This is a genomic window from Streptomyces sp. LARHCF249, from assembly GCF_052871255.1.
On the sequence record NZ_JBIXJQ010000003.1, the window covers coordinates 558,332 to 582,798 of the forward strand.

Here is a 24,467-nt window from a genome sequence, read left to right on the forward strand (position 1 = left end):
GGGGGCAGGCTCCTTTCCTCGGGGCGGAAGTTGTCGGCCGGTGGGCGGCTTCAGTCGGTGAACAGGTAGTTGCGGCAGTCGTCGCGGACCTCCCGGGCCTCCGCCCAGCGCCCGCCGTGCCAGCGGCGCATCCGGTAGCCGAACGGCCGGAGCCGGCGGACCAGGTCCGCCGGGCTCGCCCCGTACTTCTCGAGGTGCCTGCGCTCGATCTCCAGCAGGAGCACCGGCCGGTGGCGCAGCAGGGTGTCGCGGGCGCCTTCGAGCACGGCCGCTTCGGCTCCCTCGACGTCGGCCTTGACGAAGCTCACCTTCTCCAGCCGCGCGCCTCGCACCAGCCGGTCCAGGGTGTCCACGGCGGTGGGCACCGGCCGGGAGGTGCGGAACTCGGCGTTGGGGCCGGGGCCGTCGGTGCCTTCGGTGAGGTACGCGCGCCCGTGCACCGGCGCGCCGCGGCGCATCGGCAGGCTCAGTACGCCGTGACCCGTCCGGGAGCCCAGCGCGGTGCGGTGGACGACCACGTTGGCGCAGCCCAGCGAGCGCGATGCCAGGCGCAGCCAGCGCGCCGGGCCGGGCAGCGGCTCGACGCTGTGCACCTGTCCGGCGCGGCCGACGAGGTGGGACAGCGTCCAGGTGTACAGCCCGTACTCGGCGCCTATGTCGAGGCACACGTCTCCGGGCCGGACGAACTCCCGCAGCCCCGCGACCTCGTCCTCCACGAACGGCATGCGGGCCGCGGCCCAGCGCAGGGCTCCGGCCACGCCCGCCGTCCGCCGGGTGACCGTACGCGGCGCCGTCATCGCGTGCCTCCGGCGGCTACGGCCGGTGCGGGGCGGCGGGGAGCGGCGGCCCTCGTGACCGCGCCGCGCAGGGCCGCCGTGCGGTCGGGTCCGGTGGTGATCCGCGGCCAGACGACGAGGACGAGGGGCAGCGCGAGGTAGCCGAACCGTCCGGCGGGTGCGAGCAGGAAGGCCGCGCACAGGCCCAGGGCGAGCCGGTCGGCCGCGGCCACCACCCCGGCGGGCGGACGCACGACGAGGGAGGCCGCGACGGCGAACCCGCCGCACAGGAGCAGGGCCACGGCCGCGTACCAGCCGGCGGGGCCCAGGTCGGCGAGCAGCCGGCCCGGCAGCGGGCTGGCGGCCGGAGTGGCCACCGGGGCGCGGCCGGTGGGGAAGGCCAGCACCTGCTGGACCATCGGGCCGGGCGACAGCAGGGCGCTGGGCAGCACCACGGCGAGCGTGGCGGCCAGTGCCACCCCCGCGCAGCGCAGGGCCCGGCGGGCTCCGCCGCTCGCGGCGAGGAGGGCGACCGCGACGGCGAGGGCGGGCCAGGCCGTCCACTTCAGCGAGCAGGCGGCGGCGAGCACCAGGCCGGCGGCCACCGGCCGGCGGCGCGCCGCGAGGGCGAGCCCCAGGCAGCACAGTCCCGTCATCGGCAGGTCGACCCCGCTGACGCAGAGCGGCAGGGCCACCACGGGCGAGGCGATCAGGACGGCCAGGGGTGTACGGGGCGCCGGGCGCGCCGAACGCGGTCCGGCCCGGCCGTCCGCGGGTGCGGCCAGGACGCGGCGGCCCGCCCACAGGCTCAGCAGGAACACCGCCGCGCACCACACGCGGGCGTCCCCGGGGAGCCCGGCGGGGCCGCCGTCCCCGAGGAGTGCGCGGGGCAGGCCGAACAGGGCCATCCCCGGCAGGTAGGGGTTGTAGTCCGTGACGGCCTGCGGGTCCGCCAGGTAGGGCGTGGCCTGGCTCACCGTCAGTTCGGCGGACCGCTCGATCACCGCGACCTCGCTCTGCCCGTTCCCGGTCAGGAGCAGGTACAGCAGGGGCAGGACGAGGGCGCCGAGCAGGGCGCAGGCCACGGCCCAGGTACGGGCGCGCGGGCGCGGCAGCAGGCAGGAGGCGAGGGCCGCTCCCCCGTAGCCGGCCGCCGCGCACGTGCCCCAGACGCGGTGCGTGTCCAGGGTCGAGACGAGGGGGAAGACCGCGGCCCAGGCTGCCGCGAGCAGCCAGCCGCCCACCCAGATCCGCCGCCGGCCCACCCGGCGCACGGCCTTGCCCGCCGAGGCGGTCATTGCGGTCATTGCGGTTCCAGCCTGTCGAATCAGCACACCGTTCATTGCATCCGAGCGGCAGGGGTGGGGTCATGACAGGTAGGTCGAGAGGTGGGGGTCGGGTTTCCCCCACCACGGCGGTCAGCCGAGGTGCCGGCCGACCTGGAGGTCCGACATGGCGACGAGGATGCGGCGGTCGCCGCGGAACGGCTCCCGGGCGTGCGTGGCAAGGTAGTTGTCCACCACCAGGACGTCGCCCCGCTGCCAGGGGAAGGAGACCGCGCTGTCCTCGTACAGCTTCCCGATCAGGGCGACGGCCTCGTCCTCGAGGGGGCTGCCGTCCCCGTAGAAGGCGTTGCGCGGCACGCCTTCGGGCCCGTACGCGCCGAGGAGGTACTCCGCCACCTCGGGCTGGAGCGCGGAAACGTGCCACAGGTGGGCGTGGTTGAACCACACCGTCTCCCCGGTGCGGGGGTGCCGGGAGACGGCCTGGCGCACCGCCCGGGTGCGCAGCCCGTCCTTGCCCACCCACTCGAACCGGGTGTGGGAGGCGCGGCAGTACGCCTCGACCTCGGCCCGGTCGGTGGTCTGGAAGACGACCTGCCAGGGGATGTCGAGCACGGGGCCGTAGTTGCGCACGTAGCACACGCCGTGCCGCTGGAACCGCTCCCGGAGTTCGGCCGGGATCCTGGGGAAGACCGCGCGCTCGCTGGCGACGGGGGTGGCGCCGCCGGTCCGCGAGGGCCGGTCGCCGTAGAAGTAGAGCCTTCCCGGCCAGTTGTGGGAGTAGGACATCTCGTGGTGGAAGGCGATCCACTGGTCCTGGCTCAACTCGGTGGAGGTGAACACCTTGTCGGCGATCTCGGTGCGGGGGGCGGCCCGTTCCAGGTAGTCCAGCAGCTCGGGCGAGAACGCGCGGGCGGCGGCGCCGAATTCCTCGGGGCTGTCGACGGCGAAGCCGCGGAAGAGCAGGGCGGCGTGCCGGTCGAGTTCCTCGCCGAGCTGCGCCCGGTTGGCGCGGATCCACTCGTCGAGGCGCAGGCCGGGCGCGGTCGCCTCGATGCGCAGCAGGAAGGGTTCGGGGTCGAGCGGGGCGGCGGTCACCGGTCCGGTGAACCGGGCGCGGACGTCCTGGGCGGTCATGCGGCCGCTCCTTCCCGGACGGTGGCGACGGGGTCGGACATGGCGGCGAGGATGCGCCGGGGGCCCTCGAAGGGCTCGCGGGCGTGCGCGGTGATCATGTTTTCGACGAGCAGCACGTCGCCCAGCTCCCAGTCGAAGCCGGTGGTCTCGGCGGTGAACGCGGCGCGCAGTTCGGCGAGGGTCTCGTCCTCGATCGGCGTGCCGTCGCCGTAGTACGTGTTGTACGGCAGGTTCTCCTCCCCCAGGGCCGCGCGCAGTCCCGCGCAGACCTCCTCGGCCAGCGAGGTGACGTGGAAGAAGACGGCGTGGTTGAACCAGGTCCGGTCCCCCGTCACCGGGTGGCGGTGCAGCGCGGGCCGCGTCTGACGGGTCCTCAACTGGGTGCCGTCCACCCACTCGACGGAGATCCCGGCGCCCTCGCAGTAGGCGCGCACCTGCTCGGGGTCCTCGGTCTGGAAGGTCTCCTGCCAGGACAGGCTGATGCCGGGGATGTAGTTGCGCACGTACTGCACGCCGAGCCGCTCGAACTTCGCGACGGTCTGCGGGCGCAGCCGGGCCAGCACCTTGCGGGAGTCGGCGAGCGGCGTGCGGCCGCCGCGGTCGGCGGGCCGTTCGCAGCAGAAGACGATCCGCAGCGGCCAGTTCTCCGTGTACGACTGCTCGTTGTGCAGGAGGATGTGCTGGTCGGCGGGGTGTTCGGTGGAGGTGTAGATGTGGTCCGACACCTCGGTACGGGGCGAGGAGCGCTCGCCGTACTTGAGGACCTCCTCGGACAGCGCCCCCATCACGGTGCGGAACGCGGCGGATCCGGTCACCGCGAAGCCGCGGAACAGGACCGCCCCGGCACGCCGGGCCAGGTCGTCCACGAGGGGCTTGCGGGCGGCGATCCAGTCGGCCAGGTCGATGCCGGGCACCTCCGCACGGACCAGGGCCGGCAGGGTGCGTCCGTCCCATTCCTGCGACACGGTCACGGACGGTGCCCCGGCGCGTACGTCGTTCAGCTGTGTCATCAAGGATCTCCAGATCAGTGGCAGCGAGAGGTTCGGCGGCAGCCCCTCGATCGCTCCGGCCATGCCGCACGCCACGGTGCGGGTAGCCGTACCCCTTCATCCTTGATCGGACGTATGTGCGGCGGCAAGGTGTTTCCCTGGGAGGAAAGTTCGCAGGTCAGAGCCTTCAGAACGGTACGTTCACAGGCTTGCGGGCGACCACGGGAGGACCACGCGCACCGTGGTGGGCCCGCCGGCCGGACTGGTGAGCACCACCTCGCCGTTCAGTGCGGTGGCCCGGTCCGCCATGCCGCGCACCCCGGTGCCGCCCTGGGGCGTGGCGCCGCCCACCCCGTCGTCCGTGACGACGGCGACCAGGTGGTTTCCCTCCTGCGCCAGGGACACCGTGATGATGGTGGGCGAGGCGTGCTTGACGGCGTTCGCCAGGGATTCAGCGATGATGAAGTAGGCCGCCGCCTCGACGTTGACGGCCGGACGCCGCTCCAGCGTGCAGTCCAGCCGGACCGGGACGTGGAACGTGGCGGTCAGGGCCGCGAGGGCGGCGCGCAGTCCGCGGTCGCTCAGGATCGGGGGCTGGATCCCGTGCACCAGGTCGCGGATCTCGTCGAGTGCCCGGTCGATCTCGCGGTGCGTCTCCTGAAGCACCTTGCGCAGGTCCTCGGCGCTCTGCCCGGAGCGGCGGGTGACCTGCGAGATGCGCATCATGAGCGCGGCCAGCCGGGCCTGGGCCCCGTCGTGCAGATCGCGCTCGATCCTGCGGTAGTCGGCGTCGTTGACCCGCAGCGCGGCGATCCGCTGCTGTTCGGCCAGTACTTCGCGCCGCAGGCGCTCGTCCTCGTCGACCCGGCCGAGGATCCTGCGTACGAGCCGCGCCCGCAGCCTGCCCAGCCAGAAGAGCAGCATGACGAGGAGGACGAAGAGGGCGGCGGCGCCCAGCCCGACGCCGAGCCGGGTCCACGCTCCTTCGACGACGATGATGTTGCCCTCGCCGAAGGACAGTTGCTCCGTGCGCCCGAACGGCAGGCTCACCACGAAGGCCACCACGGGCAGCGACAGCGCGAGCACGGGCATCAGCCAGATCAGGCCGAGCAGGAGGAGGCCCAGGTATCCCAGGTCCCCCCATACGGCGGCGCCCCGCGGCCGGGGTGCCCGGGCCGGCCTCCCGCCGGCCTCGTCGTCCTGCGAGGTCTGCAGGACCGCGGCCGCCAGCAGGCGTTCCAGGTCGGCGGCCGCGCGCAGCAGCGGTATGCCGAGCAGGCCGCCCGGAGTGACACCGGCCACCCAGTGCCAGGCGCTGCGCCACGTCGGTCCCGGCGGCGGGGCCGGCACGGGTTCGACGCCGGCGTGCGGCAGGGCCCGCCGCACCGCCTTCATGACCGCCCTCACGAACAGCGCCCCGGCCAGCGGCAGGACGGCGAGGCACAGGGAGAGCAGCCGCAGCGCGATCGCCACCAGGGTGAGCGGCACCAGCAGCACACCGACGAGGCTGCCGACGGAGAGGTAGATGGCCCCGGCCGCGACCTTGGACTGAACGGACTGTCCGGGCCGGGTGGTTGAGGCCTCCGTGACGAGCGCGCCCATCAGGCGACGCTGTCCCGTCCCATTCCCCGCAGATAGTCCAGGACCGCGAGGACGCGCCGGTTGCCCTCTCCCGAACTGGGGATCTGCAGTTTGTACAGGATGGCGGTGACGTGTTTCTCCACGGCGCGTTCGGATATGTCCAGGCGGGCCATGATTCCCGTGTTGGACAGGCCCGTCGCCACGAGTTCCATGACCTGGCGCTCCCGTTTGGTGAGGAGCTCCGCGGCCCGCCGCTCGCTCGGGTTACCGACGAACTTCTTGTATATCTCGGCGTCCAGCACGGTTTCGCCGGCCACGACCCGCTCCAGGGCGGTGAGGAAGTCGTCGATGCTGCCCACCCGTTGCTTCAGCAGGTAGCCGGTACCGCCGCGGGCGTCGCGGACCAGGTCCTTGGCGTACTCGTACTCCACGTACTGCGAGAGCACCAGGACGGCGGTGCCGGGACATCGGCGCTGGATGTCCCGGGCCGCCCTGATGCCCTCGTCGGTGAAGCTGGGCGGCATGCGCACGTCCATGATCGCCACATCGGGTTCGCACGTGGCGACCACCTGGAGGACGTCGGCCACATCGCCCACCGAGGCGACGACCTCGATTCCCTCATCCTCCAGCAGCCGCTGCATTCCCATGCGCAGGAGCGCGGAATCTTCGGCGATCAGGACGCGCACAGTCTCTCCCCTTGCTACTGGCGAGTGGTCGCCATCGTGATGCCGGCCTTCCCGAGGAGCCGCCGGGTCGCCATCAGGCCCACGGTCGCCGAGACCGCCCCACATGCGAGGACCAACCCCGACAGCGCCCCCCACGGCACACTCAGCGGAACCGCGTCATACGTCACGCGCAGCGCTGCACGATAGGCCTGGAGTCCCGAGGCCACAACCGCTGTGGCGACCACGGCCGCCACGGTGGTCGTGCACCCAGTTTCCCACAGGGCCATGCTCCTCAACTGCTTCTCGCTGACGCCGATCAGGCGCATGTCGGCGAACTCGCGGGTGCGCCTGCTGTACGACATGACCAAGGTACTCGCCACGGAGATCAATGCGTAGGCGGAGGCGGGTCCTGCCAGTACCACCAGTACCAGCATGTTGAGCCGTTCTTGATCGCTCGACGAGTTCACGAACCACTGGGTGGTCTCCGTCACCCGCACGCGGTCCGCGCCGAGCCGGGAGGTCAGCTCCCGGGCCACCGTGCGGGCCGTGCCGGCCGAGGCCCCGTCGAGCAGTACGGTCGCCCGGCGGGGTTCGGGGGCCCCGGGTGCCCCGGCGGGAAGTACCACGTGCGGTACGGCCGTTCCGCCGTCGAGGACCGCCGTCACCTCGGCGGTGGCGGGGCTCCCGCCGAAGAGCCCGTACGTCAGCCGGGTGCCCACGTGGTAGCCGTACCAGCCGGCGTACTCGCGCGAGACGGCGACCTGGCCCGGGCCGAGCTCCGTGACGGCGCCCTCGATCACGTCGACGCGGTGGGTGCGGGCCAGCGCGGGGAGGTCGGCCACGGCGCCCCGGTCCTGCCGTACGGAGGACCGGTCGGCCACGGCCAGTTCCAGGCCGGCCGGTGCGGACACCGCGAGCACCCGGGGGTCGGCCCGGAGCGCGGCCAGCGCGTCCTGGGCCAGCGGCCCGCCGGAGGCCTCCTCCACGACCAGTTGTCCCAGGGTCCGCCCGCGGTCGTCGGACTTGATGGTGGCGCCCGTGGTGGACAGGACGGAGGTGAACACCCCGACCACGGCGACGATGGCGAGGACCGGCCCCACCAGGGAGGCCGTCCTCAGCTTGGAGGTGCCCAGCGACTCCACGGCGAGCCGGGCGGCCACGGAGCTCGAGCGCCGGACCGGTGCGGCCAGCAGGCGGGTCAGCGCGGGCAGGTAGGCCGGGCCCAGTGAGGACGCGGCGAGGGTCAGCGCCATCGATCCGAAGAGGGCCAGCGGGATGGATCCCTCCAGGCCGGCCTGGGGGGCCAGCCCCACCATGACCGCGCCCACGGCGAGCAGCAGCAGGCCGGCCGCCCAGCGGCCCCCGGTCATGGCCCGCGAGTCCAGTACGGCCTCGCGCAGTGCCTCGGTGGCGCCGACCCGGGAGGCCCGGCGGGAGGCGGCCACCGCGCCGAGGACGGCCATGACCAGCCCGGCGGCCGCCGCGATCAGCAGGGGCCCGCCCAGCGGGCCGGCCCGCAGTTCCGCGGGCGACAGGCCCGTGCTGTTGAGCCCGTCGACGGCCCACGGCGCGGCCACCACGGCGAGCAGGCAGCCGACCGCGACGGCGGGCACCGCGACGGCCAGGCTCTCCCCGATCACCATGCGCCGCACCTGCCTCGCGCCCGCGCCGACCATCCGGAGCAGGCCCATGTCCTGGCGGCGCAGGGCGACGCTGAAGGCGCAGGTACCGGCGATGACGAACACGGTCACGAAGGCCGAGACGATGCCGGCCATCACCAGCACGGTCTGGATGCCGCCCAGGTCGAGCCCCCCGCTGACCAGGGTGTGGGCGGTCCCCCGGCCGTCTTCGAGCGTGATGGAGGGGCGGCCTTCCGCAGGCGGCTGCCGGACGTCGAAGGTGGCGGCCAGGGCCGCCGAGGACACCGCGATCAGCGCGACCCCGAGCACGAGCGAGACGAAGGTGCCGAGGAACAGCGGCGCGTGGTGCCGGACCGAGCGCAGGGACAGCTGCCACATCACGCGTCCCACCGGTTCAGGCGGGCGGTGATGCGGTCGACGGTGGGGGCGGTGTCGGTGCCCACCACGCGGCCGTCGACCAGGTAGACCACCTGGTCCGCGTAGGCGGCGGCAACGGGGTCGTGGGTGACCATCACCACGGTCCCCCCGGCCCCGTCCACCAGGTCCCGCAGCAGGGCCATGACCTGACGGCCCGTGGCCCGGTCGAGCGCGCCGGTCGGCTCGTCCGCGAAGACCACCTCCGGCTCGGCCACCAGGGTCCGGGCAATGGCCACCCGCTGCTGCTGGCCGCCCGAGAGCTGCGCGGGACGGCGGTCGGTCAGCTGCTCCAGGCCGACCTGGGCGAGCGCGCCCAGCACCACCGACCGCTTGGGCCGCAGGCCGTTCAGCCGGAGCGGGAGCGCCACGTTCTCGTAGGCCGTGAGCATGGGCAGCAGGTTGAACTGCTGGAAGACGAACCCCACCCGCTGCCGCCGGATCCGCGTCAGCTGCTCCTCGTCGCAGACGGCCAGGTCGGTGTCGCCGAGGAGCACCTGCCCCGCCGAGGGCCGGTCGAGTCCCGCGGCGCAGTGCAGCAGGGTCGTCTTGCCCGAACCGGAGGGGCCCATGACGGCGGTCATGGCGCGGGCCGGGAACTCCACGGTGACCTCGTGCAGGACCGGTCCCGTGGCGCCCGGGTAGGTCTTGGACACCGAGACCAGTCGCGCGGCCGACACCTTCATGTCGGTGAGAAGTGCCATGTCGTGAATCCTTTGCCGATGCGGTGGGGCTGGGGCGGGTGGCGGGGAGGAGGGGGAGAAGCGGAACGCCTCCAGTCCAGCACCGGGGGGTGCCCGGGCGCAGTGGGCCTGAGGGGACACCTCGGGGGTGGGTTTCCCCTACCGACAGTCGGCGGAGGCCGGACTAGAGTTTCGGGAAGATCGCCAACTCCGGGTTCCACGAAGGGTGCGCAGATGTCGGGGCAGCCGTTGCCGCACGAACCGAGCGGACAGGCCATCGCCGTCTGGGAGGCGATGAGGTCGGGGCCCCGGCACTTCCTGCGGTCCCGCTGGCCGCTGCGCAGCTGGGCCTACCTGTTCAGCGGTGCGCTGTTCGGCGTGGGCGTGCTGCTGTGCCTGGCCGTGCTGGTGGCCCTCGGGGTGGTCCTCTCGGTGGTCGGGGTGGGCCTGCTGGTCCTGGCGGCGACCGCGCTGCTCGGGATCCCCGTGGCCCGGGCGGAGCGGCGGCGGATGCGGCTGATGGAGCCGGCCGCGCCGGCCGATCCGCACGGCCCGCTCCTGGACATGGGTCCCTGGGCCCGGCTGCGGACCAGGCTGCGGGAGCCGGCGACCTGGCGGGAGCTGGGGTACGCGGCGCTGCTGGCGATCGTCTTCGCCGGTGCGGGCCTGGGCGTGACCGCGCTGCTGGCGTTCTCGGGCATGCTGCTGGTCTCGCCCGTGGTGGTGTGGGCGCTGGCACCGGAGACCGTGATGATCATCCCCGGTCAGGCGGTCGGCCATCCGCTGGCCGCGCTGCCGTTCAGCCTCTGCGGGGCCCTGGGCCTGGCCCTGTCCGCGTACGCCGCGGGGCTGCTGGCGGGTGCGCAGGTGCGGACGGCCTGGTTCCTGCTGGCGCCCCGCGAGGCGCAGGACGACCACCGGGTCATCGAACTCACCCGGTCCCGGGCCCGGCTGGCGGACGCCTTCGAGGCCGAGCGCCGCCGTATCGAGCGCGATCTGCACGACGGCGCCCAGCAGCAGCTGGTGGCCCTGACGATGACCCTGGGCCTGGCCGAGATGGAGCTGGGGGACAAGAGTCCCGCGGCCTCCGAGCTGGTCGCCCGCGGCCGCGGGGAGGCGCGCCGGGCCCTGGACCAGCTGCGCGACCTCGTACGGGGCATCCACCCCCAGGTGCTGACCGATCACGGGCTGGCCGCCGCCGTCGCGGAGGTCGCGCTGCGCAACCCCGTCCCGGTCACGGTGGACATCGACCTGCCGCGGCGGCTGCCGGGCCAGGTGGAGACGATGGCGTACTTCGCCGTGACCGAGGCGCTGGCCAACGCGGTCAAGCACAGCGGGGCCTCCGGCATCTCCGTCGTCGGCCGGCTGGAGGGCGACCGGCTTATCCTGTTGATCACCGACGACGGGCGCGGCGGGGCGGATCCCGACAAGGGCACCGGTCTGTCCGGGCTGGCGGACCGCATGGCGATCCTCCGGGGCCGGCTGCTGGTCTCCAGCCCGGTCGGCGGTCCGACCCAGCTCCGAGTGGAGGTCCCGTGCTCCGCGTAGTCCTTGCCGAGGACGCAGTGCTGCTCCGTGCAGGACTCGTCGAACTCCTGACCCGCAGCGGCCACGAGGTGGTCGCCGCGGTCGGCGACGCGCAGGCGCTGGCGCGCGCGGTGGACGCCGAACTGCCCGACATCGTCATCACCGACGTCCGGATGCCCCCGGACTTCCGGGACGAGGGCCTGAAGGCCGCGCTGGAGCTGCGGGCCCGGCACGAGCGGCTGCCCGTCCTGGTGCTGTCCCAGTACGTGGCCACCGCGTACGCCACCCAGCTGGTCAGCGGTGGCGGTACGGGCGCGGCGGGGCTCGGGTACCTGCTCAAGGACCGGGTCGGCGAGGTCTCGGAGTTCCTGGACACCCTGCGGCGGGTCGCCGCGGGCCAGACGGTCATCGACCCCGAGGTGGTCCGGGTGCTGCTGCAGCAGCAGACGGCGAGCCGCCCGCTGAACCGGCTCACCCCCCGGGAGCGGGAGGTGCTGACGCTGATGGCCGAGGGCCTGACCAACCAGGCGATCGCACAGCGGCTGAGCGTCACGGAGGCCTCGGTGGTCAAGCACTCCAGCAACATCTTCATGAAGCTGGACCTGGACCCGGCCGAGGGCAACCGGCGGGTCCTGGCCGTCCTGGCCCACCTGCGGGGTGAACACGCCTGAGGACGGCGGCGGTTGCGGCCGCACGAGCCGCACGGCGTCAGTACCGCCCGTCCTGAATGCGCGTCAGCCAGTCGGCCACGGCCGTGAAATCGCCCTCGGCCGTTCCGGGGCGCGGTACGGCGACGGCCTCGCCGAGGTCCCCCGCGCGCGGGTAGGAGCCCAGGAAGCGGACCTTCGGAGCGATCCGTTTCAGTCCCATCAGGGCCTCGCCCACCCGGCGTTCGGTGACGTGCCCTTCGGCGTCCATCACGAAGCAGTAGTTGCCGATCCCCTCCCCCGTCGGACGTGACTGGATCAGCATCAGGCTGACTCCGCGGACGGCGAACTCCTGGAGCAGGCCGAGCAGGGCCCCGGGCCGGTCGCCGCCGAGCCAGACCGCCACCGAGGTCTTGTCCCGCCCGGTGGGCGCCGCGGGCCTGGCCGACCGGCCGACCAGCACGAACCGGGTCTCGGCGTTCTCGGCGTCGTGGATCTCGGTGACCAGGGGTTCCAGCCCGTAGCGGGCCGCCGCGAACTCCCCGGCGAAGGCGGCGTCGTAGCGGCCCTCCTGCACCAGGCGGGCGCCGTCGGCGTTGGAGGACGCCGACTCCCACACCGCGTACGGGAGATGCCTCCGCAGCCAGCCCCTGACCTGCGACTGGGCCACCGGGTGGCCGGTCACGGTCTTGATGTCCGCGAGCACCGTGCCGGGGCGGGCCAGCAGGGCGAAGGAGATGGGCAGGCGCACCTCACGGTAGATCATCAGCGGTTCGCCCTGGGCGAGTTCGTCGATGGTGGTGGTGACCCCGCCCTCGACGGAGTTCTCGATCGGCACGAGGGCGGCGGCGGCCTCGCCGCCGCGGACGGCGTCCAGCGCCGCGGGCACCGACACCATGGGGACGAGCTCCCTGGTCGCCGCTTCGGGAAGGGTGTGCAGGGCGGCCTCGGTGAACGTTCCTTCCGGGCCGAGATAGACGTATCGGGTTGCCGACATGCGCGCCACCCTAGGCCGGGCCGGCGCCGCCCCCTGCTGCACGGGGCCCGCCCCGACCTCTCAACAGGCGCTCTGACCTGCGCACTTTCCTCCCAGGGAAACACCTTGCCCGCGACCATGCGTCCGATCAAGGATGTGGAGGTACGGGCAGCCACACCCTTGATGGTGCGGATAGCCGTACCAGCGGGGGGACCGTCACGACAGCGGTGGAGCACCCTCCGGGCCGCCGTCCGCACCTTCCGCCGGCGTGCCGGAAGACGCACTGCGCGCACACATCCGTGCCGCCCGGGCAGTGCCGGTCGAGTGATGTCGAGCGATGGGGGAGGACATGAACATGCGGCATGCCGCCGAACTGCTGCGCACCTTGGCGCAGGAGCACGCGGTACCCGGTGCCCAGCTCGCCGTGGACACGGGCTCGGAGGTGGTGTCCGTGGCCACCGGTGTCACCCGGTCCGGTACCGGTGTGCCCGTGGACTCCGGGACGGCGTTCGCCTACGGCTCCGTCACCAAGGCGTTCACGGCGACCCTGGTGGTGCAGCTCGCGTCCGACGGCGACCTCGGGCTCGACGATCCGCTCGCGGACCGGCTGGCGGAGTTCCGGCGGCCGAAGGACGAGGCCGCCGCCGCCATCACCGTCCGCCAACTGCTGTCCCACACCGCCGGACTGGTCTCCGACCACCAGCTCCCCGACCCCGGCGAGCGGTCGCTGTTCCGGTACGCGGCGAGCGTCGCCGCACTCCCCCTGCTGCTCGCGCCCGGCAGCTCCTTCAGTTACGCGAACACCGGCTACAACCTGCTCGGCCGCCTCGTCGAAGAGGTCACCGGCACGTCGTGGCAGACCGCGCTGGGCGACTTCCTGCTGGGCCCCCTGGACATCCGGCCGCACTTCCTGCACGGCTCCGGCCCGAGCGGCCGCGTTCCGGCGGAGGGGCACGCCGTGCGTCCCGGCGAGCGGCAGGCCCGGCCCGTCGGCCTGTACTTACCGCCCACCTGGGCGCCGGCCGGCGGACTGTGCGGCAGCGCGCGGGACCTGGTCTCCTTCGCCCGGCTGCACACCGGTACCGCCGCCGGCGCCGCCACCCTCCTCGGCCGGCAGGAGCGCGCCGAGATGCACACCCGGCAGCCCGCCGCCGACGCCTTCGGGATGGCCGACGGCTGGACCCTGGGGCTCGCCCGGTACGGCGCGGACGGCCGCTGGCTGGGCCACGACGGCACCGTGGACGGCGCCACCTGCCACCTCCGCTTCCACCCTGCGACGGGCGCGGCCGTGGCCCTGACCACCAACGCCACCACCGGGACCCGGCTGTGGCCGGACCTCCTGCGCGAACTGCGCACGGTCGGCCTCGACGTCGCCGACCACACCGGCGCCCTCCCGTCCTCCCCCGCCGCGGACCGCGCCCTCGCGGACCCGGCGCCGCTCTTCGGCGACTACGCCAACGGCGACACCGTCTTCTCCGTCCGCCCGCACGGCGAGGGCATCCGGCTGAGCGACCCGTCCGGTCTGCTCGCGGACCTCGCGCTGTACGACGGACTCCACTTCAGCGCGCGGCGCACCGACACCGCCGCCGCGCCCTACCCCGGACGCTTCGTCCCGGACCCGGTCACGGGAGCCGTGCACCTGATGCAGCTGGCGGGGCGATCCGCCACGCGCCTGCGCGGCGCCGACCGCCCCGCGGCCTGACGGCCGCGCACCCCTTCGTCCCCTTCTTCTTCCGACTTCCCCCGTCCCGTGCGGCCGCCGGCCTCGGGCTCCGGCGCGGAGGTCAGTCCCCCATGGAGGCACAGCTTGACTCGCGCCGCAGCACCGGATGGCCGGCCCCTGCCCGAGCACGTGGAGTTCTGGCGGAACCAGCTGGACGGGGTCACCTCCCTCGACCTGGCACTGGACCGGCAGCGCCCCGTCGTCCGGTCGACCGAGACGTCCACCCACGCGTTCACGGTCCCCCCGGGCACCACGACGGCCTTGCGCGCGCTCGCCGAGCGCACCGGCACCGGCCTGCTGGAGGTGCTGACGGCCGCCGCCTGGTCGCTGTTCGCGCGCTACTCCGGCCAGGAGGACATCGCGGTCGGCACGGTTTCGCCGCGCACCGGGCACACCGTGGTGCTGCGGGCCCGGGTCGATGCCGGGGAGCCCTTCTCCCGGCTGCTCGACCGGGCGGGGCAGACCGTGCGGGACGCCCTGGACCACGACGGGGTCGCCTTCCCCCGGCTGGTCGAGGCCCTGGCGCCGGAGCAGGACACCAGTGTGACCCCCTTCATCCAGACCATGGTCGTCCTGCGGGGCGCGGACCCGTCGCACCAGGCGCCGTACGACCCGCTCGACCTCGCGCTGGAGTTCACCGAGGCGGACGACGCGCTGACGGGCCGCGTGCACTACAGCACGGCCCTGTTCGACGCCGCGACGGCCGGCCGGCTCGGCGGCCACCTGGGCCGGCTGCTGGCGGGCGCGGCGGACGACCCCGGCCGGGCCGTCGCCACCCTGCCGATGCTCACGGACGCCGAGTTCGACCGGATGGCCGGCGAGTGGAACGCCACCGCGCTCGAGGTCCCCGCCGGCACCTTCCCGGAACTGTTCGCCGCCCAGGTGGCAGCGCGCCCCGACGCCGTGGCCGTGATCGACGAGTACGGTTCGCTGACCTACCGGGAGCTGGACGAGCGGGCCAACCGCCTCGCCCACCACCTGATCGCCCGCGGAGCCGGCCGCGACGTGCTGGTCGGCCTGTGCGTGGAGCGCAGTGCCAGGATGATCACCGGGCTGCTCGGGATCATGAAGGCGGGCGCCGCCTACGTGCCGCTCGACGCCAACTACCCGTCCGACCGGCTCGGTTACATGCTCCGCGACTCCGGGGTCGCCCTGATCGTGACGCAGGAGCACCTGCTCGGCAGGCTGCCGGAGAGCGACGCCGTCCTGGTCGACCTGGACCGCGACCGGGTGGCCCTGGAGCAGTGGCCGGACACCGCGCCCGAGACCGCGCCCGCCCCGCAGGACCTGGCGTACGTCATCTACACCTCGGGCTCCACCGGCCGCCCCAAGGGCGTCCTCGTCTCGCACGCCGGGATCGGCAACCTGGCCGCCGTACAGGCAGCGCACTTCGACGTCACCCCGGACAGCCGCGTCCTGCAGTTCGCCTCGTCCAGCTTCGACGCGGCGTTCTGGGAGATCTGCATGGCCGTGCTCAACGGAGCCGCGCTCGTCATGGGTTCCGAGGAGGCGCTGCAGCCGGGCGAGCCGCTGGCCGCCTACACCCGCAAGCACGGCGTCACGCACGCCACGCTGACCCCCACCACCGTGGCCGTGCTGCCCGAGGGCCGCGGCCTGCCCGAGGGCGCCACGCTGATCGTCGCCGGCGAGGCCAGTACGGGAGCCCTGGTGGAGCGCTGGTCCGCCGGGCGCCGGATGGTCAACGCGTACGGGCCCACGGAGAGCACGGTGTGCGCGACGATGAGCGGCCCGCTCGGCGGCGCGGCCGTGCCGCCGATCGGCGCCCCGATCGCCAACACCCGCATCCACGTGCTCGACGGCGCCCTGCGGCCCGTGCCGGCCGGGGTCCGCGGCGAGCTGTACATCGCCGGGACGGGCCTGGCCCGCGGCTACCACGGCCGCCCCGGCCTCACCTCGGAGCGCTTCGTCGCCGACCCCTTCGGCGCACCGGGCAGCCGCATGTACCGCACCGGCGACGTGGCCCGCTGGAAGGGCGACGGCACCCTGGAGTACCTGGGCCGGGCGGACGACCAGGTGAAGGTGCGGGGCTTCCGCGTCGAACTGGGCGAGATCGAGAGCGCGCTGGCCCGGCGGCCGGACGTGGCGCAGGCCGTCGTCATCACGCACAACACCAACCTGCTCGCGTACGCGGTGCCCTCGGGCCGGGCGCCGCTCGCCGCCGAGACGCTGCGCGCCCACCTGGCGGAGCGCCTGCCGGAGTACATGGTCCCCTCGGCGGTCGTGGTGCTCGACGCCCTGCCGCTGACCCCCAACGGGAAGGTGGACCGCCGCGCCCTGCCCGCGCCCGGTCCGGCGCAGGCCGCCGACAGCGCGTACACCGCCCCGCGCAACGCGGTGGAGGAGACCATCGCCGGGGTCTGGGCGGAGGTGCTCGACCTCGATCAGGTGGGCGTCCACGACGACTTCTTCGCCCTGGGCGGCAACTCGATCCTGTCCGTCCGGGCCGCCGCCCGGCTGCGCGAGGCCCTGGGCATCACGCTGTCCCTGCGGGTCCTCTTCGACACCCCCACGGTGGCCGCCCTCGCCGCGTCGGTCGACTCCGCCGAGCAGGGAGCGGAGATCTCCATCCCGCGCGTCTCGCGCGAGGGCCTGCTGCCGATGTCGTACGGGCAGCGGCGGCTGTGGTTCCTGGAGAACTTCGACCCCGGGAGCGCCGAGTACCACACCGCCTTCGCGCTGCGCCTGACCGGACGCGTCGACGTGGCGGCGCTGCGGGCCGCCGCCGGCGACCTGACGGACCGCCACGAGGCGCTGCGCACCACCTTCGGCGTGGTCGGCGGCCAGGGCGTCCAGGTGGTCCACGCGTCGCTCGCGCCGCAGTGGAACAGCGCCGACCTGTCCGCCGTCGCCGAGGGGGTGCGCGAGGACCGGCTGCTCGAGCTGGTGCGCGCCGAGCACGCCCGGCCGTACGACCTGCGGAACGGGCCGCTGGTACGGGTCCTGCTCGCCCGGCTGTCGGCCGAGGAGCACGTCCTGGTCGTGGGGATCCACCACATCGTCACCGACGGCTGGTCCACCGGCGTGGTGGCACGCGAACTGGGCGAGCTGTACGCGGCCCGGGTGCGCGGGGAGCGGGCCGGCCTGGCCGGACCGCCCGTGCAGTACGCCGACTTCGCCGCCTGGCAGCGCGGCCGGATCGAGGACAGCGGGGTCGTGGGCCGGCAGGCCGACTGGTGGAAGGAGCGGCTGGCGGGCATCACCCCGCTGGAGCTGCCCACCGACCGGCCCCGGCCGCTGGTGCGCTCGACGGCGGGCGCCGAGTTCCTGTTCGAGGTGGCGCCGGAGACGGTGGCCAAGGCCCGGGCCCTGGCCGGGGAGCGGAGCGCCACGCTGTTCATGGTGCTCACCGCCGCGGTCAAGGCCGTCTTCGCCCGGCACTCCGGGCAGGAGGACATCGCCGTGGGCACGGCGACTTCGGGGCGCGGCCACCGCGATCTGGAACAGCTCGTCGGCTTCCTGGTGAACACGGTGGTCCTGCGCTCGCGGGTGGACCGCGCCGCGTCCTTCGGCGCGCTGCTCGACCGGGTCAAGGAGACCGTGCTCGACGCCTTCGCCCACGAGGACCTGCCGTTCGAGCGGCTGGTGGAGGTGGTGCAGCCGGAGCGGGACGCCGGCCGCACGCCGCTGATCCAGACGATGGTCGTCCTGCAGAACGCCCCCAAGGGCGAGGTGCGGATGCCCGGACTCCAGGTCGCCCCCCACCCGGTGGAGCACAATGCCGCGCCCTTCGACCTCACCCTGGAGTTCACCGAGGACGGTGCGGTCGTCGCGGGCCGGATCATCTACAGCACGGCCCTGTTCGACGAGGCGACGGTCGCCCGGCTCGCCGGACACCTGAACGTGCTGCTCGACGCGGCCGGCGAGGACCCCGACCGGCCCGTGGCGGACCTCCCGATGCTGTCGGGCGCCGAGTTCGAGCAGGCCGTCCACGGCTGGAACGACACGTACCGCCCGCTGCCCGAAGCCTCCCTCCCGGAGCTGTTCGCCGCCGTCGCGGCCGAGCGGCCCGAGGCCGTGGCCCTCGCGTACGGCCCGGAGCGGCTGACCTACGGCGAGCTCGACGCGCGCGCCAACCGGCTCGCCCACCGGCTGGCCGCCGCGGGCGCGGGCCCGGACGTGCTGGTGGGCCTGTGCCTGGAGCGCGGAGCGCAGGCCGTGGTGGCCCTGCTCGCCGTCCTCAAGGCCGGGGCGGCGTACGTCCCGCTGGACCCGGGCTACCCGGAGCAGCGCCTCGCGTACATGGTCCGGGACGCCGGTGTCCGGCTCCTCCTCACCCGGGAGGAACTGCGCGACCGGCTGCCGGACACGGGCGCCGGCGTGCTCACCGTCGACGGCCCGGAGGATGCGGGCGGCCGGTTCCCGGCCACCGCACCCGAGGTGGCGCTCTCCCCCGACCAGCTGGCCTACGTGATCTACACGTCCGGTTCCACCGGGGCCCCCAAGGGGGTCATGACCTCGCACCGCGCTGTGGTCCGGCTGGTCCGCGAGTCCGGCTTCCTGGACGTCGGGCCGGGCGACGCGGTCGCCCAGTTCGCCTCGCTGTCCTTCGACGCCTCGACGCTCGAGGTGTGGGCGGCGCTGCTGCACGGTGCCCGGCTGGCCGTGCATCCGCCGACCGCGCCGACCGGCAGCGAGCTGGGGGCGTTCCTGGAGGAGCACGGGGTGACCCATCTGGCCATCGCGGCGGGCCTGTTCCACCAGGTCGTCGACGACGACGTGCACGCGCTGCGCGGTCTGCGGCAGGTCATCGCCGGCGGCGACACGGTCTCTCCCGAGCACTGCGCCCGGGTGCTGGCGGCGCATCCGGGCCTGCGGCTGCACAACGGCTACGGGCCGACGGAGGCGACCTCGCTCACCACGGTGCACGAGCTCGGCGCGGACCTCGACACGGCCGCCCCGGTCCCGATCGGCCTGCCGATCGGCAACACCCGGGTGTACGTGCTGACGCCGACCCTGGAGCCGGCCCCGGCCGGGGTGCCGGGAGAGCTGTACATCGCCGGTCCCGGCCTGGCCCGCGGCTACCTCGGCCGGGCGGGCCTGACCGCGGCGCAGTTCGTCGCCGACCCGTACGGAGCCCCCGGCTCCCGGATGTACCGGTCGGGCGACCTCGCCCGCCGGCGGTCGGACGGCGCGGTGGAGTTCCTGGGCCGGGCCGACGGCCAGGTCAAGGTCCGCGGGTTCCGGATCGAACTCGGCGAGGTGGAGAACGCGCTGAAGCAGCACCCCGCCGTGACGGACGCCGTCGTCGTCCCGTACGAGGGGGACTCGGGCCACCGCCGTCTGGTGGCGTACCTCGTCTCCGGGCGCGAGGTCCCCGCCGGGGAGCTGCGCGCCCACCTCGCCTCCTCGCTGCCCGAGTACATGACGCCTTCGGTGTTCGTGCCGCTGGACCGGCTGCCGCTCACCGCGAACGGCAAGGTGGACCGCGCACGGCTGCCGGATCCGGAAGGCGCGGCCGGGCGGCCGGGCGGTCCGGCGTACGCGGCGCCGGCGGGCGCGACGGAGGAGATCCTGGCGGCCCTGTGGTCCGAGGTGCTCGGAGTCGAACGGGTCGGGGTCCACGACAACTTCTTCGACCTGGGCGGAGACTCGATCCTCTCCCTCCAGGTGGTTTCGCGGGCCCGGCAGGCGGGTCTGCAGCTGACCTCGAAGCTGCTGTTCGTCCACCAGACCATCGCCACCCTCGCTCCGGCCACCGGGGTGATCACGGACGCCCGCGCCGAACCCGCCGAGGTCTCCGGGCGGGTCGGCCTCACCCCGATCCAGCGGCGGTTCTTCGAGGACCACCCCGAAGGCCCGGACCACTACACGATGTCCGTCCAGCTGGAGCTGGCCTCCGACACGGACCCGGCCCTGCTGGAGCGGGCCCTGGCCGCCGCGGTCGCCGAGCACGACGCCCTGCGCATGCGGCTGACGCGCGACGGCGGCGCGTGGGTCCAGGAGTACGGCGAACCGGCCGCGACGGCCCTGCTCACCGTGCGGGACCTGTCCGGTCTCGACGAGTCCGGGCAGGGCGCGGCCCTCGACGAGGCCGCCCTCGCGGCCCAGCGCTCGCTGGACCTCGGTACCGGCCGCCTGCTGAGGGGCGTGTTCTTCCGGCTGGGGGCCGGACGGCTGCCGCGGCTGTTCCTCACCGCGCACCACCTCGTGATGGACGGTGTGTCCTGGCGCGTGCTCCTCGAGGACCTGGCGGCCGCGTACACCCGGTTCGCACAGGGCCGTCCCGCCGAGCCGGCCGTACGGACCAGCAGCTACCAGCAGTGGGCTCACCGACTGGCCGAGCACGCCCGCGACGGCGGATTCGCGGCCGAACTGGCGTACTGGCAGGGCGTTCCGGCGGGGGCCGCGGTGCCGCGCGACGGGACGGCGCCGAACACCTTCGGCTCCTCCTCCACGGTCTCCGCCGTGCTCGGCAGGGCCGAGACGAAGGCCCTGCTCCACCAGGTGCCGTCCGCCTACCGCACCCAGATCAACGACGTGCTGCTGACGGCGCTGGGCCGGGTCCTGCACCGGTGGTCCGGGGCGCCGGTCACCATCGCGCTGGAGGGGCACGGGCGCGAGGACCTGTTCGAGGACATCGACCTGTCCCGGACCGTGGGCTGGTTCACCACCGCCTTCCCGGTCGCGCTCGACGTGCCCGGGGAGGACTGGGGCAGCGGCCTGAAGGCCGTGAAGGAGGGCATCCGCGCGATCCCCCGCCGCGGTCTCGGATACGGGGCGCTGCGCCACCTCGCCCCGGAGGGCTCCGGGCTCGTCGGGGACGCGTCCTGCGGCCCCGCGATCAGTTTCAACTACCTGGGCCAGTGGGACGGTTCGACCAGCACGGACGGGCTGATCCGCAAGCGGCTGCCCGGGCTGGGCCGGGACCAGGCCGCCGGCCTGCCCCGCCCGCACCTGATCGACATCGTGGCCGCGGTCGGTGACGGCGAGCTGCGGATCGACTGGATCCACTCCCCCGGCAACCACACCGCGGAGACGGTCGAGCGGCTCGCAGCGGAGTTCCTGGCGGCCCTGCGCGAGGTCATCGCGCACTGCCTGGCCGAGGGCAGCGGCGGCGCGACCCCCTCCGACTTCCCGCTGGCCGGCCTCGACCAGGCCGGCGTGGACCGGATCGCGGGCGACGGACGGGACGTGGAGGACATCCACCCGCTGACGCCGATGCAGGCCGGCATGCTCTTCCACACCCTCGCCGATCCCGCCTCGCCCACCTACTTCGAGCAGATGACGTACGTGCTCGAAGGGGTTGCCGACCCGGACCTGCTGGCGGCGGCCTGGCAGCGGACCGCGGACCAGCTGGGCGTGCTGCGCGCCCACGTGGTCTGGGAGGGCGTGGACCGGCCCCTGATGGTGGTGCGGCGCCGTGCCGCGCTGCCCGTGGAGCGGCTGGACTGGCGGGGTGCGTCCGAGCGCGAACGGGAGCAGGCGCTGGCGGAGCTGCTCGCCGCGGAGCGGGCCCGGGGGCTGGACCTGTCGGCGGCTCCGCTGATGCGGCTGGCGCTGATCCGGCTCACCGAGAGCTCGGTCCGTGTGGTGTGCTCCTTCCACCACCTGCTGCTCGACGGCTGGAGCGCGTTCTCCGTCCTGACCCAGACGCACAGCGGTTACGGTGCGCTCGCGGCGGGCGATGAGGCGGCGGCGCCCGCACGGCAGCCGTTCCGGGCGTACGTGGAGTGGCTGGAGCGGCAGGATCCGGTGCAGGCCGAGTCCTACTGGCGCGAGCGGCTGGCCGGAGCCGAAGGGCCGACGGCGCTGCCGTACGACCGCAGCCCGCGGGCGAGCCACTCGGCGCGCTCCACCGGCCGGCTGGCGAGCCGCCTGTCCCCCGCCGCGTCCGAGGCGCTGTTCGCCTTCGCCCGCAGCCGCCGGCTGACCGTCAACACGCTGGTACAGGCGGCCTGGGCGCTGCTGCTCTCCCGGTATTCCGGTGAGCGGGACGTCGTCTTCGGCGCCACCGTCTCGGGACGGCCCGCGGACCTGCCGGGTGCGGACTCGATCGCGGGCATGCTGATCAACACCCTGCCGGTACGGGTGGACGTCGACGGCGACGCCCCGGTGGCCGAGTGGCTGGAGCGGCTGCAGCGCGAGCAGGTGGAGGCGCGCCAGTACGACTACGTGGCGCTGCCGCGGATCCAGGGCTGGAGCGGCGCCGCCCCCGGCACCAGCCTGTTCGAGAGCCTGGTCGTCTTCGAGAACTACCCCAGGGAGGACCAGCCCACGGGGGACAGCGGCCTGGTGCTGAAGGGGCTGGAGGGCATGGACATCACCAGCTTCCCGCTCAATCTGCTGGCCTACACCGACGAGGCGTTCGCGTTCACGCTCGCGTACGACCCGGCGCTGTTCGAGGAGGCGACGATCCGGCACCTGGCCGGGCACTTCACCGCCCTGCTGACCGGACTCGCCGACGACAGCGGCACGTCCGGGCCGGCCGTCGCCGAGGTGCCGATGCTCACCGACGGCGAATTCGAGCGGGTGGTGCGCACCTGGGGCGCGCCCGAGCGGCCCCCCGTGCCGGACGGCTGTCTGCACGAGCGGATCGGCCGGCAGGCCGCCGCCACCCCGGACGCCGTCGCGGTCTCGGCCTCCGGCCGCTCGCTGACCTACCGGGAGCTGGACGAGGCGGCCAACCGGCTCGCCCACCACCTGATCTCCCTCGGTGCGGGTCCGGGCGGCACGGTGGGCCTGGCGGCCGGACGCGGCATCGACCTCGTGACGGGCCTCCTCGGCATCATGAAGTCGGGTGCGGCGTACGTCCCGCTGGACCCGGCGTACCCGGCCGAGCGGCTGGCGTTCATGCTGCGCGACTCGGGTGCGGGAATCCTGGTCGGCGACGGCAGCGGCCCGACCGGGGCGGCCGCCGAGGGCGTGACCGTGGTCGACCTGCACCGCGACCGGGCTGCCCTGGCGCAGCGGCCCGCCTCCGCGCCCGAGGTGGCGGTGTCCGGCGAGGACCTGGCGTACGTGATCTACACCTCGGGCTCGACGGGGCGGCCCAAGGGCGTGGCGGTCGAGCACCGTTCGGTGCTGAACCTGCTCGAGAACGCCCGGCCCGCCTACGGGTTCGGCGAGCGCGACGTGTGGAGCGCCTTCCACAGCTACGCCTTCGACGTCTCCGTATGGGAGATGTGGGGGTGCCTGTCCTCGGGCGGCCGGCTGGTGCTCGTCGACCGGGACTGGGCGCAGCGGCCCGAGGCCGCCTGGGCACTGCTGCGCGAGGAGGGGGTGACGGTGCTGTGCCAGACGCCCTCGATGTTCCGCGCCCTGGTGGAGAGCGCGGCCGCGGCCGGCAGCCCGGACCTGCCGGACCTGCGCTGGGTGATCCTGGCGGGCGAGGCGCTGGAGCCGAAGCACCTGAGCACGTGGTTCGACCGCTTCGCCGCCGGGCCGGCCCGGCTGGTGAACATGTACGGCCCCACCGAGGCCACGGTGTACGTGACGCGCCAGGAGATCACGGCCCGGGACGTGGCCGACGGCGGCCCGATGGCCGTGGGCCGGCCCCTTCCCGGCTACCGTGTGCTGCTGGTCGATCCAGCGGGCCGGCCGGTGCCGGTCGGGGTCACGGGCGAGCTGTACATCGCCGGTGCCGGTCTGGCCCGCGGCTATCTGGGCCGGCCGGAGCTGACGGCGGAGCGGTTCCCGGCGCATCCCCTCGGCGGCGCGGCCGGGCCCGGGGAGCGCGTGTACCGCTCGGGGGACCTGGCGCGGTGGCGGGCCGACGGCGCTCTGGTCTACCTGGGGCGCACGGACGGGCAGGTCAAGATCCGCGGCTTCCGGATCGAGACCGGCGAGATCGAGGCCGCGCTCGTCACGCACCCGCGGATCGCCGACGCGGCGGTCACGGCCCATGCGGACGGCGACCGCACCTTCCTCGTCGGCCATGTCGTGGCGCCGGGATGGAGCGAGCCGGACCCGGCGGAACTGCGCGCCCATCTGCTCACGTCCCTGCCCGAGTTCATGGTGCCCGCCGTTTTCCTCCGGCTGGACGAACTGCCGCTGACCCCGAGCGGCAAGGTGGACCGGGGGGCCCTGCCGGCTCCGCAGGGCCGGGTCGCCGGCGGGGACGCGTACGAGGCACCGCGCACCGCGACCGAGGAGGTGCTGGTGCAGATCTGGCAGGAGCTGCTGGGCGTCGAACCGGTCGGCGTGCACGACGACTTCTTCGCGTCCGGCGGTGACTCGCTCCTCGCGGTGCGCATGGCTTCCCGCATCAACGCCGCCTTCCTCACCGCCCTTTCGCCCAGAACCCTCTTCGACCGGCCCACGGTCGCCCAGACCGCGCACGAGATCGAGGACCGGATCCTCGCGGAGCTGGAGACCGGCGACGCCGCTCCGTGACGCGGGCCCTCCCCGCGCCCGCTCCTCCCCTTCCCCACCCGAGCACACGCTCCGTGGTGCGCCCCGGCGCCCA

13 protein-coding genes are annotated in these 24,467 nt (G+C 74.1%); 4 read left to right on the top strand and 9 right to left on the bottom strand.

Annotated elements, in window-relative coordinates; all coding sequences use genetic code 11:
* Positions 1-50: 50 nt before the first annotated feature.
* The 8 genes from ACIPUC_RS10930 to ACIPUC_RS10965 form a co-directional block, all read right to left on the bottom strand.
* Complete coding sequence (locus tag ACIPUC_RS10930; RefSeq protein WP_446588578.1) at positions 51-797, bottom strand: FkbM family methyltransferase; 747 nt, start codon at positions 795-797, stop codon at positions 51-53.
* The gene (locus tag ACIPUC_RS10935; RefSeq protein WP_446588580.1) at positions 794-2,083 is read right to left on the bottom strand and encodes a glycosyltransferase 87 family protein; all 1,290 of its coding nucleotides are present in this window, start codon (positions 2,081-2,083) and stop codon (positions 794-796) included. The genes ACIPUC_RS10930 and ACIPUC_RS10935 overlap by 4 nt, the downstream gene beginning before the upstream one ends.
* A 111-nt stretch (positions 2,084-2,194) precedes the next feature.
* The gene (locus ACIPUC_RS10940; protein ID WP_446588582.1) at positions 2,195-3,196 is read right to left on the bottom strand and encodes a TauD/TfdA family dioxygenase; all 1,002 of its coding nucleotides are present in this window, start codon (positions 3,194-3,196) and stop codon (positions 2,195-2,197) included.
* Entirely contained in the window at positions 3,193-4,206 is a 1,014-nt protein-coding gene (locus ACIPUC_RS10945) for a TauD/TfdA family dioxygenase (protein WP_446588584.1), read from the bottom strand. The genes ACIPUC_RS10940 and ACIPUC_RS10945 overlap by 4 nt, the downstream gene beginning before the upstream one ends.
* 180 nt (positions 4,207-4,386) lie before the next feature.
* On the bottom strand, positions 4,387-5,787 hold the full coding sequence (locus ACIPUC_RS10950; RefSeq protein WP_446588586.1) for a sensor histidine kinase: 1,401 nt from the start codon (positions 5,785-5,787) through the stop codon (positions 4,387-4,389).
* Positions 5,787-6,452 carry a response regulator gene (locus ACIPUC_RS10955; RefSeq protein WP_446588588.1) on the bottom strand — a complete coding sequence of 222 codons (666 nt, stop codon included), beginning with the start codon at positions 6,450-6,452 and terminating at the stop codon, positions 5,787-5,789. Before ACIPUC_RS10955 ends, ACIPUC_RS10950 begins: the two co-directional genes overlap by 1 nt.
* Before the next feature lie 14 nt (positions 6,453-6,466).
* The gene (locus ACIPUC_RS10960; protein ID WP_446588590.1) at positions 6,467-8,461 is read right to left on the bottom strand and encodes an FtsX-like permease family protein; all 1,995 of its coding nucleotides are present in this window, start codon (positions 8,459-8,461) and stop codon (positions 6,467-6,469) included.
* Positions 8,449-9,189, bottom strand: a complete 741-nt coding sequence (locus tag ACIPUC_RS10965) for an ABC transporter ATP-binding protein (RefSeq protein WP_446588592.1) — start codon at positions 9,187-9,189, stop codon at positions 8,449-8,451. The genes ACIPUC_RS10960 and ACIPUC_RS10965 overlap by 13 nt, the downstream gene beginning before the upstream one ends.
* Before the next feature lie 213 nt (positions 9,190-9,402).
* On the opposite strand from ACIPUC_RS10965, the gene ACIPUC_RS10970 reads away from it, so the two are divergent.
* Together ACIPUC_RS10970 and ACIPUC_RS10975 are read left to right on the top strand one after the other, a co-directional pair.
* Positions 9,403-10,716 carry a sensor histidine kinase gene (locus ACIPUC_RS10970; RefSeq protein ID WP_446588594.1) on the top strand — a complete coding sequence of 438 codons (1,314 nt, stop codon included), beginning with the start codon at positions 9,403-9,405 and terminating at the stop codon, positions 10,714-10,716.
* Positions 10,704-11,366 (top strand): LuxR C-terminal-related transcriptional regulator, encoded by a 663-nt coding sequence (locus tag ACIPUC_RS10975; protein WP_446588596.1) that lies wholly within the window; start codon positions 10,704-10,706, stop codon positions 11,364-11,366. The genes ACIPUC_RS10970 and ACIPUC_RS10975 overlap by 13 nt, the downstream gene beginning before the upstream one ends.
* A 37-nt stretch (positions 11,367-11,403) precedes the next feature.
* On the opposite strand, the gene pheA is transcribed toward ACIPUC_RS10975, so the two are convergent.
* Positions 11,404-12,339 (bottom strand): prephenate dehydratase, encoded by a 936-nt coding sequence (pheA, locus tag ACIPUC_RS10980; RefSeq protein WP_446588598.1) that lies wholly within the window; start codon positions 12,337-12,339, stop codon positions 11,404-11,406.
* 328 nt (positions 12,340-12,667) lie between these two features.
* Here pheA and ACIPUC_RS10985 point away from each other — a divergent pair, with 328 nt between their 5' ends.
* Both ACIPUC_RS10985 and ACIPUC_RS10990 read left to right on the top strand, forming a co-directional pair.
* A complete protein-coding gene (locus ACIPUC_RS10985; RefSeq protein ID WP_446588600.1) occupies positions 12,668-14,020 on the top strand; it encodes a serine hydrolase domain-containing protein in 1,353 nt (450 codons plus the stop codon).
* A gap of 105 nt (positions 14,021-14,125) precedes the next feature.
* Positions 14,126-24,394 carry an amino acid adenylation domain-containing protein gene (locus tag ACIPUC_RS10990; protein ID WP_446588602.1) on the top strand — a complete coding sequence of 3,423 codons (10,269 nt, stop codon included), beginning with the start codon at positions 14,126-14,128 and terminating at the stop codon, positions 24,392-24,394.
* The last annotated feature ends 73 nt before the right edge of the window (positions 24,395-24,467 follow it).

What these genes read in the sequence shown, in the direction of transcription:
- ACIPUC_RS10930 (WP_446588578.1), bottom strand. Translation starts at nt 797, where the DNA reads ATGACGGCGCCGCGTACGGTCACCCGGCGGACGGCGGGCGTGGCCGGA.
- ACIPUC_RS10935 (WP_446588580.1), bottom strand. Translation starts at nt 2,083, where the DNA reads ATGACCGCAATGACCGCCTCGGCGGGCAAGGCCGTGCGCCGGGTGGGC.
- ACIPUC_RS10940 (WP_446588582.1), bottom strand. Translation starts at nt 3,196, where the DNA reads ATGACCGCCCAGGACGTCCGCGCCCGGTTCACCGGACCGGTGACCGCC.
- ACIPUC_RS10945 (WP_446588584.1), bottom strand. Translation starts at nt 4,206, where the DNA reads ATGACACAGCTGAACGACGTACGCGCCGGGGCACCGTCCGTGACCGTG.
- ACIPUC_RS10950 (WP_446588586.1), bottom strand. Translation starts at nt 5,787, where the DNA reads ATGGGCGCGCTCGTCACGGAGGCCTCAACCACCCGGCCCGGACAGTCC.
- ACIPUC_RS10965 (WP_446588592.1), bottom strand. Translation starts at nt 9,189, where the DNA reads ATGGCACTTCTCACCGACATGAAGGTGTCGGCCGCGCGACTGGTCTCG.
- ACIPUC_RS10970 (WP_446588594.1), top strand. Translation starts at nt 9,403, where the DNA reads ATGTCGGGGCAGCCGTTGCCGCACGAACCGAGCGGACAGGCCATCGCC.
- pheA (WP_446588598.1), bottom strand. Translation starts at nt 12,339, where the DNA reads ATGTCGGCAACCCGATACGTCTATCTCGGCCCGGAAGGAACGTTCACC.
- ACIPUC_RS10985 (WP_446588600.1), top strand. Translation starts at nt 12,668, where the DNA reads ATGAACATGCGGCATGCCGCCGAACTGCTGCGCACCTTGGCGCAGGAG.